Origin of the sequence: Enterobacter cloacae complex sp. 302F9 (genome assembly GCF_050030335.1) — a bacterium.
GTDB lineage: Bacteria > Pseudomonadota > Gammaproteobacteria > Enterobacterales > Enterobacteriaceae > Enterobacter > Enterobacter hormaechei_C.
The window spans coordinates 3,714,879-3,728,108 of the sequence record NZ_JBLGUC010000001.1 but is presented as its reverse complement, the minus strand read 5'-3'; the positions used below and the strand labels follow the sequence as shown (position 1 = coordinate 3,728,108).

Annotated in this window: 14 protein-coding genes; 11 read left to right on the top strand and 3 right to left on the bottom strand. The window is 60.9% G+C overall.

Annotated elements, in window-relative coordinates; translation table 11 throughout:
• Positions 1–2: 2 nt before the first annotated feature.
• Positions 3–353: a hydrogenase maturation nickel metallochaperone HypA gene (hypA, locus tag ACQG0T_RS18080; RefSeq protein WP_252051856.1), complete on the bottom strand. Its 351-nt coding sequence runs from the start codon at positions 351–353 to the stop codon at positions 3–5.
• Between the two features lie 210 nt (positions 354–563).
• On the opposite strand from hypA, the gene hycA reads away from it, so the two are divergent.
• The 9 genes from hycA to hycI all read left to right on the top strand — a co-directional run bounded on the left by hycA (position 564) and on the right by hycI (position 8,345).
• The gene (gene hycA, locus ACQG0T_RS18075) at positions 564–1,028 is read left to right on the top strand and encodes a formate hydrogenlyase regulator HycA (RefSeq protein WP_017382804.1); all 465 of its coding nucleotides are present in this window, start codon (positions 564–566) and stop codon (positions 1,026–1,028) included.
• Positions 1,029–1,101: 73 nt separating this feature from the next.
• Positions 1,102–1,710 carry a 4Fe-4S dicluster domain-containing protein gene (locus tag ACQG0T_RS18070; protein ID WP_017382803.1) on the top strand — a complete coding sequence of 203 codons (609 nt, stop codon included), beginning with the start codon at positions 1,102–1,104 and terminating at the stop codon, positions 1,708–1,710.
• Entirely contained in the window at positions 1,707–3,521 is a 1,815-nt protein-coding gene (gene hycC / locus ACQG0T_RS18065; protein ID WP_017692773.1) for a formate hydrogenlyase subunit 3, read from the top strand. The genes ACQG0T_RS18070 and hycC overlap by 4 nt, the downstream gene beginning before the upstream one ends.
• A gap of 1 nt (position 3,522) precedes the next feature.
• Positions 3,523–4,446: a respiratory chain complex I subunit 1 family protein gene (locus ACQG0T_RS18060; protein ID WP_045911270.1), complete on the top strand. Its 924-nt coding sequence runs from the start codon at positions 3,523–3,525 to the stop codon at positions 4,444–4,446.
• A gap of 15 nt (positions 4,447–4,461) precedes the next feature.
• Positions 4,462–6,171 (top strand): formate hydrogenlyase subunit HycE, encoded by a 1,710-nt coding sequence (gene hycE, locus ACQG0T_RS18055; RefSeq protein ID WP_047726650.1) that lies wholly within the window; start codon positions 4,462–4,464, stop codon positions 6,169–6,171.
• 9 nt (positions 6,172–6,180) lie between these two features.
• Positions 6,181–6,723 carry a formate hydrogenlyase complex iron-sulfur subunit gene (locus ACQG0T_RS18050; protein WP_252051860.1) on the top strand — a complete coding sequence of 181 codons (543 nt, stop codon included), beginning with the start codon at positions 6,181–6,183 and terminating at the stop codon, positions 6,721–6,723.
• Positions 6,723–7,490, top strand: coding sequence for an NADH-quinone oxidoreductase subunit B family protein (locus ACQG0T_RS18045; protein WP_015571688.1), 768 nt, complete (start codon positions 6,723–6,725; stop codon positions 7,488–7,490). The genes ACQG0T_RS18050 and ACQG0T_RS18045 overlap by 1 nt, the downstream gene beginning before the upstream one ends.
• Positions 7,487–7,897: a formate hydrogenlyase maturation HycH family protein gene (locus ACQG0T_RS18040; protein WP_017382798.1), complete on the top strand. Its 411-nt coding sequence runs from the start codon at positions 7,487–7,489 to the stop codon at positions 7,895–7,897. The genes ACQG0T_RS18045 and ACQG0T_RS18040 overlap by 4 nt, the downstream gene beginning before the upstream one ends.
• Positions 7,890–8,345 carry a hydrogenase maturation peptidase HycI gene (gene hycI, locus ACQG0T_RS18035; protein WP_063404462.1) on the top strand — a complete coding sequence of 152 codons (456 nt, stop codon included), beginning with the start codon at positions 7,890–7,892 and terminating at the stop codon, positions 8,343–8,345. Before ACQG0T_RS18040 ends, hycI begins: the two co-directional genes overlap by 8 nt.
• Positions 8,346–8,426: 81 nt before the next feature.
• On the opposite strand, the gene ACQG0T_RS18030 is transcribed toward hycI, so the two are convergent.
• Together ACQG0T_RS18030 and ascF are read right to left on the bottom strand one after the other, a co-directional pair.
• On the bottom strand, positions 8,427–9,851 hold the full coding sequence (locus ACQG0T_RS18030) for a 6-phospho-beta-glucosidase (RefSeq protein ID WP_252051862.1): 1,425 nt from the start codon (positions 9,849–9,851) through the stop codon (positions 8,427–8,429).
• A gap of 18 nt (positions 9,852–9,869) precedes the next feature.
• A complete protein-coding gene (gene ascF, locus ACQG0T_RS18025) occupies positions 9,870–11,321 on the bottom strand; it encodes a PTS cellobiose/arbutin/salicin transporter subunit IIBC (protein WP_271040437.1) in 1,452 nt (483 codons plus the stop codon).
• A gap of 189 nt (positions 11,322–11,510) precedes the next feature.
• On the opposite strand from ascF, the gene ACQG0T_RS18020 reads away from it, so the two are divergent.
• Together ACQG0T_RS18020 and hydN are read left to right on the top strand one after the other, a co-directional pair.
• Positions 11,511–12,548, top strand: coding sequence for a LacI family DNA-binding transcriptional regulator (locus ACQG0T_RS18020; RefSeq protein WP_323132051.1), 1,038 nt, complete (start codon positions 11,511–11,513; stop codon positions 12,546–12,548).
• 133 nt (positions 12,549–12,681) lie between these two features.
• The gene (hydN, locus tag ACQG0T_RS18015) at positions 12,682–13,227 is read left to right on the top strand and encodes an electron transport protein HydN (RefSeq protein ID WP_017382793.1); all 546 of its coding nucleotides are present in this window, start codon (positions 12,682–12,684) and stop codon (positions 13,225–13,227) included.
• Positions 13,228–13,230 lie beyond the last annotated feature (3 nt).

Here is a 13,230-nt window from a genome sequence, read left to right as displayed (position 1 = left end):
CATTACTCCTTCTCGATTTCGAGGCGTTGGATCTGCATACCGTCATCCGCCACGATGCGCAGCCCGCTGCTCTGGCACTGCGGACAGCGCTGTACCTTCGATGACAGCAGCGTGACGTACTCCTGACACTGCTCGCACCAGCACTCCGCCTGCTGCTCGTCGATATGCAGCTCGCACCCTTCCGCCAGCGTGCCGCGGCACACCAGCTCAAAACAGAAGGTGAGGGCGCTGGTCTCGACGCAGGAAAACGCCCCGACCTTCAGCCAGACGCCGGTGACGCGTTTCGCGTGGTTTTGCACTGCCTGCTGTTCGATAAGTTCCAGTGCCCGCTGGCAGAGGGTGATTTCGTGCATGACGCCTCCTTAATGAATTGCCCCTTCAATGCAATAACGGTGCCAGCTTGATTTGCGTTACGGCGTGACGATGTCAACGCTGTCGAAATGACACGTCGACACTGCGGCGGTGACAGTGCACATCTCTTTAAAATCCATTTAAATCAATAAATTAAAAAGTGGCACGAAATCTGCTTAACAGCCGCTAACTCCATTAACCGGATACCTTTTATGACTATTTGGGAAATTAGCGAAAAAGCGGATTACATCGCGCAACGTCATCAGCAGCTCCAGGAGCAATGGCACCTGTACTGCAATTCACTGATCCAGGGGATCACGCTGTCGAAGGCCCATCTGCATCACGCCATGAGCTGTGCGGCGCAGGGGGATATGCGTTTTGTCCTGTTCGGCCACTTTACGATTTACGTCACCCTGGCGGAGACCTTCAACAGCCACACGATTGAGTACTACGTCGAGACGAAAGAGGGCGACAGGCACTGCATCGCCCGGGCGCAGCTGATGGCGGACGGCATGGTGGACGGTCACGTCAGCAACCGCGATCGCCAGCAGGTGCTGGAGCACTATCTGGAGAAAATCGCGCCGGTTTACAACGGCCTCTACGCCGCCGTTGAGCATGACAGGCCAGTCAACCTGAAACAGCTGATCGACGGAAAATCCTCCGCGAACGTGGCCTGAAAAACGAGTGTCGAGAAGTGTCGATAAGACAGTTTTTTTTCGTCAAAAATGACCATCACCAGAGGATGACCCGGTGAACCGTTTTGTAATTGCTGACTCGACGGTCTGTATTGGCTGTCGGACCTGTGAGGCGGCGTGCTCGGAAACGCACCGCCTGCACGGGCTACAGTCCATGCCGCGCCTGCGCGTCATGCGTAATGAGAAAGAGTCTGCCCCGCAGCTCTGTCACCACTGTGAAGACGCCCCGTGCGCGGGCGTCTGTCCTGTCAATGCCATCACCCGCGTTGACGGCGCGGTACAGCTGAACGAAAGCCTGTGCGTGAGCTGCAAGCTGTGCGGCATCGCCTGTCCGTTCGGCGCCATTGAGTTTTCAGGCAGCCGTCCGCTGCATATTCCGGCGAATGCTAATACTGCGAAAGCGCCGCCTGCGCCACCGGCTCCGGCACGCGTGAGTACGCTGCTGGACTGGGTGCCGGGCATTCGCGCCGTTGCGGTGAAGTGCGATCTGTGCAGCTTCGATGAGCAGGGTCCGGCCTGCGTGCGGACCTGCCCGACCCGGGCGCTGGTCCTGGTCAACATCCGCGACATCGCTCGCACCAGCAAACGCAAGCGCGAGCTGACCATCAATACCGACGTCGGCGATCTTTCGCTGCTGCGGGCGCTTAACGAGGGGGCGAAATGAACGCGATAGTTATGATGACCAGCGGTGTGGCCTGGTTTGCCGCCGCCGCTGTCCTGGCGCTGCTTCTCTCCTTCCATAAAACGCTGAGCGGGGTGATCGCCGGTATCGGCGGGGCGGTCGGCAGCCTGATGACGCTGGCGGCGGGCGGGGTTGTCCTGATCGACGGCCAGTCCGTCGACACCCTCATCCCGCTGATTCACCACGCCGTTGAGCTTACGCCGCTGAACGCCATCTGGCTGATAACCTTTGGCCTGTGCGGACTGTTTATCAGCCTGTTTAATATCGACTGGCACCGACATCAGCACAGCAAAGCCAACGGCCTGCTGGTTAACCTGTTGATGGCCGCCGCGGTCTGTACCGTTATCGCCAGCAACCTCGGCGCGCTGGTGGTGATGGCAGAAATCATGGCCCTGTGCGGCGTGTTCCTGACCGGATGCAGCGCCTCCGGAAAGCTGTGGTTTGCGCTCGGACGTCTCGGTACGCTGCTGCTGGCGCTGGCCTGCTGGCTGGTGTGGCAGCGTTTCGGCACGCTGGATTTTGCCGCGCTTAACGGTCAGCCGCTGGGCAACGACGTCTGGCTGTTGGGCGTAGTCGGTTTTGGCCTGCTGGCCGGGATTATCCCGCTGCACGGCTGGGTGCCGCAGGCGCATGCCAATGCCTCAGCCCCGGCCGCTGCGCTGTTCTCCACCGTGGTGATGAAGGTCGGTCTGTTCGGCATCCTGACGATAACCCTGTCGGGCGGTCAGCCGCCGCTGTGGTGGGGCGTGGCGCTGCTGATTGCGGGGATGATCACCGCGTTCGTCGGCGGGCTGTACGCGCTGATGGAGCACAACATCCAGCGTCTGCTGGCGTACCACACCCTGGAGAACATCGGGATTATCCTGCTCGGCATGGGCGCGGGCGTCACCGGGCTGGCGCTCAACCAGCCGGCGCTGATTGCCGCCGGGTTTATTGGCGGTCTGTATCACCTTATCAACCACAGTCTGTTTAAAAGCACCCTGTTCCTCGGTGCGGGCAGCGTCTGGTTCCGCACCGGGCACCGCGATATTGAAAAGCTCGGCGGGATTGGCAAAAAAATGCCCGTCATTTCGCTGGCGATGCTGGTCGGGCTGATGGCGATGGCTGCGCTGCCGCCGCTGAACGGCTTTGCCGGCGAGTGGGTGATTTATCAGTCCTTCTTCGCCCTCGGCCAGAGCGAGGCGTTTATCGGGCGTTTACTCGGCCCGCTGCTGGCGGTGGGCCTGGCGATCACCGGCGCGCTGGCGGTGATGTGTATGGCGAAGGTTTACGGCGTCACCTTCCTGGGCGCGCCGCGCACCCGCGAAGCGGAAAACGCCTGTTGCGCCCCGGTACTGATGGCCACCAGCGTGGTCGCACTGGCGCTGTGCTGCATCGCGGGCGGGGTTGCCGCGCCGTGGCTGCTGCCGCTGCTGGGCCACGCCATTCCGCTGCCGCTGGTCACGGCGCATACCGTCGTTTCCCAGCCGATGATGGCGCTGCTGCTGATTGCCGCGCCGCTCCTGCCGTTCGTGCTGATGCTGTTCTTCAGACGCGACCGTCTCGCCTCCCGCTCGCGCGGCGCGGCGTGGGCCTGCGGCTACGAACACGAGCAGTCGATGGTCATCACCGCCCACGGTTTCGCCATGCCGGTGAAGGAAAACTTTGCCGCCGTGCTGAAGCTGCGCCACTGGCTGAACCCGGTGGGCTGGGTGCCGGGCTGGCAGGGTGCCGCCGTGCCCGTGCTGTTCCGCCGCCTGGCGCTGATCGAGCTGGCGGTGCTGGTGGTGATTGTCATTTCACGAGGAGCCTGACATGAGTCTGTTACTGGCAATTCTTCAGGCGCTGGTGCTGTTCGCCGTCGCGCCGCTGCTGTCGGGCATCACGCGCGTGGCGCGCGCCCGGCTGCACAATCGTCGCGGACCTGGCGTGCTCCAGGAGTACCGCGATCTCTTCAAACTGCTCTCCCGTCAGAGCGTCGCGCCGGATGCCGCAGGCTGGGTGTTCCGCCTGACGCCGTTCGTGATGGTCGGCGTGATGCTGACCATCGCCACCGCGCTGCCGGTGGTGACGGTGGCTTCGCCGCTGCCGGTGCTGGGCGATCTGATTACGCTGATCTACCTCTTCGCCATCGCGCGTTTCTTCTTTGCGATTGCGGGTCTGGATACCGGCAGCCCGTTTACGGGTATCGGCGCCAGCCGCGAAGCGATGCTCGGCGTGCTGGTTGAGCCAATTCTGCTGCTGGGGCTGTGGGTCGCCGCGCAGGTTGCAGGCTCGACCCACATCAGTTTCATCACCGACACCGTTTACCACTGGCCGGTTTCACGTTCGCTCCCGCTGGTGCTGGCGCTCTGCGCCTGCGCGTTCGCCACCTTTATCGAGATGGGCAAGCTGCCGTTCGATCTCGCGGAAGCGGAGCAGGAATTACAGGAGGGGCCGCTCACCGAGTACAGCGGCTATGGCTTTGCGGTGCTGAAGTGGGGCATCAGCCTCAAGCAACTAGTGGTGTTGCAGATGTTCGTCGGCGTTTTCTTCCCGTGGGGGCAGATGACGCACTTCTCTGCGGGCGGCCTGCTGCTGGCCGTGGTGGTGGCTGTGCTCAAGCTGCTTATCGGCGTGCTGGTGATTGCCCTGTTTGAAAACAGCATGGCGCGCCTGCGTTTTGTCGAAACGTCACGCATCACCTGGGCCGGTTTTGGTTTTGCATTTTTAGCGTTCGTCTCCTTGCTGGTGGCGTGATTAAAGAGAGTGTTTATGTCTGAAGAAAAGAAAGGTCAGCAGTATCTCGCCGCATTGCATCAGGCTTTCCCGGGCGTGGTGCTCGAGGAGTCCTGGCAAACCAAAGACCAGATCACCGTCACCATTAAGGTGAACTATCTGCCGGAAGTGGTGGAGTTTCTCTACTACCAGCAGGGCGGCTGGCTGTCAGTGCTGTTCGGCAACGACGAGCGTCAGCTGTGTGGCAACTATGCGGTGTACTACGTGATGTCGATGGAGCAGGGGGAGAAGTGCTGGCTCACCGTGCGCGTAGAGGTCGATCCGGCTAAACCGGAATACCCCTCCGTCACGCCGCGCGTGCCTGCCGCGGTCTGGGGCGAGCGCGAAGTGCGCGATATGTATGGTCTGGTGCCGGTTGGCCTGCCTGACGAGCGCCGTCTGGTGCTGCCGGACGACTGGCCGGACGAACTCTATCCGCTGCGCAAGGACAGCATGGACTACCGCCAGCGCCCGGCCCCGACCACCGACAGCGAAACCTACGAGTTCATCAACGAGCTGGGCAGCAAGAAGAATAACGTAGTGCCGATTGGCCCGCTGCACGTCACCTCCGACGAACCGGGCCACTTCCGCCTGTTCGTCGACGGCGAGAACATTATCGACGCCGACTACCGCCTGTTCTATGTCCACCGCGGCATGGAGAAGCTGGCGGAGACCCGCATGGGCTACAACGAAGTCACGTTCCTCTCTGACCGCGTGTGCGGCATCTGCGGCTTTGCCCACAGCACCGCCTACACCACCTCGGTGGAAAACGGCATGGGGATCGTGGTGCCGGAACGCGCGCAGATGATCCGCGCCATTCTGCTTGAGGTAGAGCGCCTGCACTCACACCTGCTCAACCTCGGCCTGGCCTGCCACTTCGTCGGCTTTGACTCCGGGTTTATGCAGTTCTTCCGCGTGCGCGAGGCATCAATGAAGATGGCGGAGATCCTCACCGGGGCGCGTAAAACCTACGGTCTGAACCTGATCGGCGGGATCCGCCGCGACCTGCTGAAGGACGACATGATCCAGACCCGCCAGCTGGCGCAGCAGATGCGTCGGGACGTGCAGGAGCTGGTGGATATGCTGCTCAGCACGCCCAACATCGAGCAGCGCACCGTCGGCATCGGTCGTCTTGACCCGGAAATCGCCCGCGACTTCAGTAACGTTGGTCCGATGGTGCGCGCCAGCGGCCACGCCCGCGATACCCGCGCCGATCACCCGTTCGTCGGCTACGGCCTGCTGCCGATGACCGTGCACAGCGAGCAGGGCTGCGACGTCATCTCCCGCCTGAAGGTGCGCATCAACGAGGTATTCACTGCGCTGAACATGATCGACTTTGGCCTCGATAACCTGCCGGGCGGCCCGCTGATGGTGGAGGGCTTCACCTACATTCCAAACCGCTTTGCCCTCGGCTTTGCCGAAGCGCCGCGCGGGGACGACATCCACTGGAGCATGACCGGCGACAACCAGAAGCTCTACCGCTGGCGCTGTCGTGCGGCGACCTACGCCAACTGGCCAACCCTGCGCTACATGCTGCGCGGCAACACCGTCTCTGACGCGCCGCTGATCATCGGCAGCCTCGACCCGTGCTACTCCTGCACCGATCGCATGACCGTCGTGGACGTGCGCAAGAAGAAAAGCCAGGTGGTGCCGTACAAAGAGCTTGAGCGCTACAGCATCGAGCGTAAGAACTCGCCGCTGAAATAAGGATTCGCCATGTTTACCTTTATCAAAAAAGTGATCAAAACCGGCGCGCAGACCAGCAGTTATCCGCTGGAGCCGATCCCGGTGGATAAAAACTTTCGCGGCAAGCCGGAGCACAACCCACAGCAGTGCATCGGCTGCGCGGCCTGCGTCAACGCCTGCCCGTCGAATGCCTTAACGGTGGAAACGGACCTGAAAACCGGCGAGCTGGCCTGGCAGTTTAACCTCGGGCGCTGCATCTTCTGCGGCCGCTGCGAGGAGGTCTGCCCGACGGTCGCCATTCGCCTGTCTCAGGAGTACGAGCTGGCGGTGTGGAAAAAAGAGGACTTCCTCCAGCAGTCGCGCTTTGCGCTGTGCAACTGCCGCGTCTGCAATCGTCCCTTCGCCGTACAAAAAGAGATCGACTACGCCATCGCGCTGCTGAAGCACAACGGCGACGTCCGCGCGGAGCATCACCGCGAAAACTTCGAAACCTGCCCGGAGTGCAAGCGTCAGAAGTGCCTGCTGCCGTCCGACCGTATTGATATCACCCGCCATATGAGAGAGGCCAGCTGATGGAAAACTTACTCGGCCCGCGCGATGCTAACGGCATTCCTGTGCCGATGACGGTGGACGAATCCATCGCCAGCATGAAGGCATCGCTGCTGAAAAAAATCAAACGCTCGGCCTACGTCTACCGCGTGGACTGCGGCGGCTGCAACGGCTGCGAGATCGAGATCTTCGCCACGCTGTCACCGCTGTTTGACGCCGAGCGCTTCGGCATCAAAGTGGTGCCGTCTCCGCGCCATGCGGACATTCTGCTGTTTACCGGGGCCGTCACCCGCGCCATGCGATCCCCCGCGCTGCGCGCCTGGCAGTCCGCGCCGGACCCGAAAATCTGCATCTCGTACGGTGCCTGCGGCAACAGCGGCGGCATCTTCCACGACCTGTACTGCGTCTGGGGCGGCACCGACAAAATCGTACCGGTGGACGTCTACATTCCGGGCTGCCCGCCGACGCCCGCCGCGACGCTGTACGGTTTTGCCATGGCGCTCGGCCTGCTGGAGCAGAAAATCCACGCCCGCGAGCCGGGCGAGCTGGACAACCAGCCAGCCACTATCCTGCACCCGGATATGGTGCAGCCGCTGCGGGTGAAGGTTGACCGCAAGGCGCGGAAACTGGCGGGCTATCGCTATGGCCGCCAGATTGCCGACGATTATCTGCGCCTGCTGAGCCAGGGCGACCATCAGGTGGCGCGCTGGCTGGAGGCGGAAAACGATCCGCGACTCAATGAGATCGTGGCGAACCTGAACAGCATCGTGGATGAGGCGCGTATCCGATGAGTGAAACGGTGGTGTTCAGCCAGCTGAGCCGTAAGTTTATTGATGAGAACGATGCCACGCCGGCTGCGGCGCAGCAGGTGGTCTATTACAGCCTGGCGATTGGGCATCACCTCGGGGTGATCGACTGCCTGGAGGCGGCGCTGAGCTGCCCGTGGGCCGATTACCTGGCGTGGATCGCCACGCTGGAGGAGGGCAGCACGGCGCGGCGCAAGATGGAGGGCGTGCCGAAATACGGCGAGATCGTGATCGACGCCAACCACATTGCGATGCTCGCCAACGCCTTTGACGAGGCGCTGAGCAGGCAAACCCCCGAGCAGCAGGCGTGGAGCAAAACGCTGCTTAGCATGCTGCACGATATTCATCAGGAGAGCGCCATCTACCTGATGGTGAGGAGATTACGTGACTGACGTTTTACTGTGTGTCGGCAACAGCATGATGGGCGACGACGGCGCGGGTCCGCTGCTGGCGGAACTGTGCGCCGCAAACCCGCCGGGCAGCTGGGTGGTGATTGACGGCGGCAGCGCGCCGGAAAACGACGTGGTGGCCATTCGCGAGCTGCGCCCGGACAGGCTGTTAATCGTTGATGCCACCGATATGGGGCTCAACCCCGGTGAGATCCGCCTGATTGACCCGGACGACATCGCCGAAATGTTTATGATGACGACGCACAATATGCCGCTGAACTACCTGGTCGATCAGATTAAAGACGACGTGGGTGAGGTGCTGTTTCTGGGGATTCAGCCGGACATTGTCGGGTTCTATTACCCGATGACGCAGCCGGTGAAAGAGGCGGTGGACGTGGTCTATTCACGGCTAGCCGGGTGGGTTGGGGATGGAGGATTTCCTCAGCTCTGAGCAGCGCCCGGTGGCGCTGCGCTTACCGGGCCTACAAAACCGTAGGCCGGGTAAGGCGAAGCCGCCACCCGGCAAAACAGGCTACGCCAGATCCCCCCCGTTACTCGCAATCACCTTCTTATACCACCAGAACGATTTCTTGCGCTTGCGGTCCAGCGTGCCGTTCCCGGCGTCGTCCCGGTCGACGTACACAAACCCGTAGCGCTTGCTCATTTCCCCCGTTGAGGCCGAGACAAGGTCAATGCAGCCCCAGGTGGTGTAGCCCAGCAGCGGTACGCCGTCCTCAATCGCGTCGCCCATCGCGCGGATGTGCTCGCGCAGGTAGCTGATGCGGTAGTCGTCGTTGATCTCGCCGTTTTCATCAATGACGTCCTTCGCTCCAAGGCCGTTTTCCACCAGGAACAGCGGCTTCTGGTAGCGGTCGTACATCATGTTCATGGTGATGCGCAGGCCGAGCGGGTCAATGCCCCAGCCCCATTCGCTCACCTGAATGTGCGGGTTACGCAGGGACTTCACGATGTTCGCCGCGCTGGTGTTGCCCGCGTTCATGTCCGCCGACGCACAGCGCGAGGCGTAATAGCTGAACGAGACAAAGTCGACGGTGTTTTTCAGCAGTTCATCGTCGCCGGGGTCTTTGACAATCACCACGCCTTTCTCGCGGAACACGCGGGCGGAGTAGGCCGGATAGCTGCCGCGCGCCTGCACGTCGATAAAGAACAGGTTCTCGCGGTCTTTCTCCAGCGCCATCCACACGTCTTCCGGCTTGCAGGAGTACGGGTAGAAATTGCCGCCCGCCAGCATGCAGCCAACCTGGTTTTCCGGGTTCACCTCGTGGGCGATTTTGGTCGCCAGCGCGCTCGCCACCAGCTCGTGGTGCGCGGCCTGGTATTTCACCTGGTCTTCGTTTTCACCTTCCTCAAACACCAGCCCCGCGCCGGAGAACGGACTGTGCAGCATGATGTTGATTTCGTTGAAGGTCAGCCAGTATTTCACCAGCCCGTTAAACGCCTCGAAGCAGGTGCGGGCGTAGCGGGCGAAGAAATCCACCATCTTACGGTTGCGCCAGGAGCCGTACTCCGTGACCAGGTGCATCGGCACGTCGAAGTGGCAGAGCGTCACCAGCGGCTCGATGTTGTACTTTTTGCACTCCTCGAACACCGCGCGGTAGAAGGCAATGCCCTCCTGATTCGGCAGCGGTTCGTCGCCGTTCGGGTAGAGGCGGCTCCAGGCAATCGAGGTGCGGAACACCGTAAAGCCCATCTCCGCCATCAGGGCGATGTCTTCTTTGTAGCGATGGTAAAAATCAATCGCCTCGTGGCTCGGGTAGAATTCGTCGTCCCGCAACGAAAACCGTTTTTCCTTGCCGACTTTTACCGCCAGACGGTTTGCGCCGTGGGGGATCATGTCGACCGTCGTCAGTCCTTTGCCGCCTTCACGGTAAGCACCTTCACTCTGGTTGGCGGCAAGCGCGCCGCCCCATAAAAATCCTTGTGGAAAAACAGACATTCTTACCTCGCTTTCAGTTTATGCTTCTGCTGCTTTGTTCTGTACCGGTGCGGTTTGCAGGGCGCGTGCTTTTTCGGCTTCGTCTTCTACCGGGATATCCTCAAACCCTAACAGCAGGGTCAGCACAAACGACAGCACCACCGCCAGACCCATCACGCCAAACACCCAGACGATGGTCATCGGGTTGGCTGGGTCGAAGAACTGCACGCTGGTAAACAGCCCCGGCGCCGCCATCGAGTGGCTGGCAAGACCGGCCATGCCCGCCACCGCGCCGCAGATAAAGCCGCTGATCAGGCTCGCAATCAGCGGACGCTTCAGGCGTACCGCCACGCCGTACAGGGCCGGTTCAGAGATCCCCGCCATGATGGCGGAGGCCGCCGCGGCCAGCGCCGTCTGGCGTAGCTCCGGGTTTTTGGTTTTCCACGCCACCGCCAGCGACGAACCGCCGAGCGACAGGTTGGCGCCGATTTCCGACGGCATCACCATCCCTTCTTTGCCCGTTTCGGCAATGGTCTGGATGATGGTCGGCGTAAACACGCGGTGCATCCCGGTCATCACCAGCAGCGGCCACAGCGCGCCTATAATGGCAACGGAGAGCCAGCCCAGATAGCCGTGAATGGTGTAGACCAGCGCGGAGATGGCGCTGCCGATCCAGATCCCGAGCGGGCCAATCAGTACGATGGCGAGCGGGGCGGCAATCAGCACGATCAGCATCGGCTTAAGGAAGTTTTTGGTCACCGCCGGGGTAATGCGATCCACCCAGCGTTCGATATAGGACAGGCACCAGGTCATCACCAGCGCCGGGATAACGGTGTAGGTGTATTTCACCGCCGTCACCGGAATGAAGGCGAACTCAACGTGCTCACCCTGCGCGGCCTTGGCCATCAGCTCGATAAAGCTCGGGTGAACCAGCACGCCCGCGATGGCAATCGCCAGCGACATGTTGGTTTTGAACTTCACCGCCGCGGACGCCGCCACCATCAGCGGCAGGAAGAAGAACGCGCCATCGCCGATAACGGTCAGGATCGTCAGCGTCGGGTCGCCTTTGCCCAGCACGCCGGTCATCTCAAGGATCATCGCCAGCAGCTTGACCATCGACCCGCCGATGATCGCCGGGATCAGCGGAGACATGGTGCCGATCAGCGCGTCGAGGATCCCGGCGCCAATCCGGCGCAGCGTGAGCTTCTGTGGACCTTCCGCTACGGCAGGTTGCAGGTTAGCGGGCAGCAGGCTCACCACTTCACGGTATGCCTGGGACACGGTGTTGCCGATGATCACCTGACACTGGTTGTCGTTGCGCACCACGCCGAGCACGCCGCTGATGCTTTTCAGGCGTGCGGCGTCGGTGAGGCTTTCGTCTTTCAGGACGAAGCGCAGTCGCGTCATACAGTGGGTGACGGCGACGATGTTCTCTTTGCCGCCCAGCGCGCTAACGACGTCGGTCGCCAGCGCAGCGTAATTTTTTGCCATCGGATGTGATCCTGTTATCGTTGTGAGAAGTGTAGGAAACCGGTTTCACACAATCATCATGAGTTTCTTTTAATGAAACAAGACCACTTTTTATGCATTTTTTCGTTTCGTGATGACGATCACTCGTGGCCGTAAAAAGCGTGATAACGCCGCTGCGACAATTTTTCTGCGGTGCAGTACACTGCGCCCATCAGGTTCAGACGGAATAATAATATGACCACGATGCTGGAAGTGGCGAAGCGGGCAGGCGTATCAAAAGCGACGGTCTCCCGGGTACTGTCGGGGAACGGTTACGTCAGCCAGGAGACGAAAGACCGCGTGTTTCAGGCCATCGAAGAGAGCGGGTATCGCCCCAATCTGCTGGCGCGAAACCTGGCGACCAAACGCACCCAGACCCTGGGGCTGGTGGTGACGAACACCCTGTACCATGGGGTCTACTTTAGCGAGCTGCTGTTTAACGCCGCGCGGATGACGGAAGAGAAGGGGCGTCAGCTGATCCTGGCGGACGGCAAGCACAGCGCCGAAGAGGAGCGCGAGGCGATCCAGTACCTGCTCGACATGCGCTGCGACGCGGTAATCATCTATCCGCGTTTTCTGAGCGTGGAAGCGCTGGACGAGATCATTGAGAAATGCGAGCAGCCGATCATGGTGCTCAACCGCCGTTTGCGGAAAAACAGCAGTCACAGCGTCTGGTCCGATCATAAAGCGTCGTGTCAGGACGCGGTATCGCAGCTGATTGAGAAAGGCCACCGGGAGATTGCGTTTATCACCGGTTCGCTGGATTCCCCCACCGGGGTGGAGCGTCTTTCCGGCTACAAGGACGCGCTGGCGCAGCACGGGATTGCAGTTCGCGACGCGCTGATCGCCGAAGGGAAGTGGAACCCGGCCAGCGGCGCGGCGGCGGTCTCTCAGTTGCTCACCCGCGGCGAAACGTTTACCGCGCTGGTGGCGAGTAACGACGACATGGCGATTGGCGCCATCAGGCAGCTGCACGAGAGCGGCGTCGCCACGCCGGGCGCAGTGTCCGTCATCGGCTTTGACGATGTGGCAATCGCGCCCTATATCGTGCCGTCCCTCTCCAGCGTGCGTATTCCAGTAACGGAGATGATTCAGGAGACCATCAGCCGTATGATTTTCATGCTCGACGGCGGTGAGTTTAAGCCTCAGCAAACCTTCTCCGGCGAGCTTATCCTGCGCGACTCCGTCATTGACGGCCCGCATCGCTGACGTCGACATCTGTCATCGTCACTAATGACGATGACAGATCCTTCTCTTTTAAATTTCCCTAAAAAATCAATGCATTAAATATTGGCACGGTTTATGAATAGCTTCGCGCATAACAGTTATGCCGGAGAAGCAGATGAACCGTTTTATTATGGCCGATGCCAGCAAATGCATTGGTTGCCGTACCTGTGAAGTGGCGTGCGTGGTGTCCCATCAGGCAGAGCAGGATTGCGCCTCTCTCACCCCTGATACCTTCCTGCCGCGCATCCACGTCATTAAAGGCGTGAATATTTCTACCGCCGCTATCTGTCGCCAGTGCGAAGATGCGCCGTGCGCCAACGTCTGTCCGAACGGGGCGATTAAGCGCGAGAAAGGCTTCGTGCATGTGATGCAGGAGCGCTGCATCGGGTGCAAAACCTGTGTGGTGGCGTGTCCGTATGGCGCGATGGAGGTGGTGGTTCGCCCGGTGGTGCGCAACAGCGGTATCGGGCTGAGCGTACGCGCGGAGAAAGCCGAAGCCAATAAATGTGACCTCTGCTACCACCGCGATGCCGGTCCGGCGTGTATGGAAGCCTGTCCGACGCATGCGCTGGTCTGCGTCGATCGCGACAAGCTCGAACAGATGAGTGCCGAAAAACGCCGCCGCGCGGCGTTCGACACCTCGTCATCGCTGCTGTTTTAAATT

Bases quoted from the DNA above. Each gene is read 5' to 3' on its own strand.
- ACQG0T_RS18045 (WP_015571688.1), top strand. From the start codon at position 6,723: ATGGAAAACTTACTCGGCCCGCGCGATGCTAACGGCATTCCTGTGCCG.
- hydN (WP_017382793.1), top strand. From the start codon at position 12,682: ATGAACCGTTTTATTATGGCCGATGCCAGCAAATGCATTGGTTGCCGT.
- ACQG0T_RS18030 (WP_252051862.1), bottom strand. From the start codon at position 9,851: ATGTCTGTTTTTCCACAAGGATTTTTATGGGGCGGCGCGCTTGCCGCC.
- hycA (WP_017382804.1), top strand. From the start codon at position 564: ATGACTATTTGGGAAATTAGCGAAAAAGCGGATTACATCGCGCAACGT.
- hycC (WP_017692773.1), top strand. From the start codon at position 1,707: ATGAACGCGATAGTTATGATGACCAGCGGTGTGGCCTGGTTTGCCGCC.
- ACQG0T_RS18060 (WP_045911270.1), top strand. From the start codon at position 3,523: ATGAGTCTGTTACTGGCAATTCTTCAGGCGCTGGTGCTGTTCGCCGTC.
- ACQG0T_RS18050 (WP_252051860.1), top strand. From the start codon at position 6,181: ATGTTTACCTTTATCAAAAAAGTGATCAAAACCGGCGCGCAGACCAGC.
- hycE (WP_047726650.1), top strand. From the start codon at position 4,462: ATGTCTGAAGAAAAGAAAGGTCAGCAGTATCTCGCCGCATTGCATCAG.
- ACQG0T_RS18040 (WP_017382798.1), top strand. From the start codon at position 7,487: ATGAGTGAAACGGTGGTGTTCAGCCAGCTGAGCCGTAAGTTTATTGAT.
- hypA (WP_252051856.1), bottom strand. From the start codon at position 353: ATGCACGAAATCACCCTCTGCCAGCGGGCACTGGAACTTATCGAACAG.
- ascF (WP_271040437.1), bottom strand. From the start codon at position 11,321: ATGGCAAAAAATTACGCTGCGCTGGCGACCGACGTCGTTAGCGCGCTG.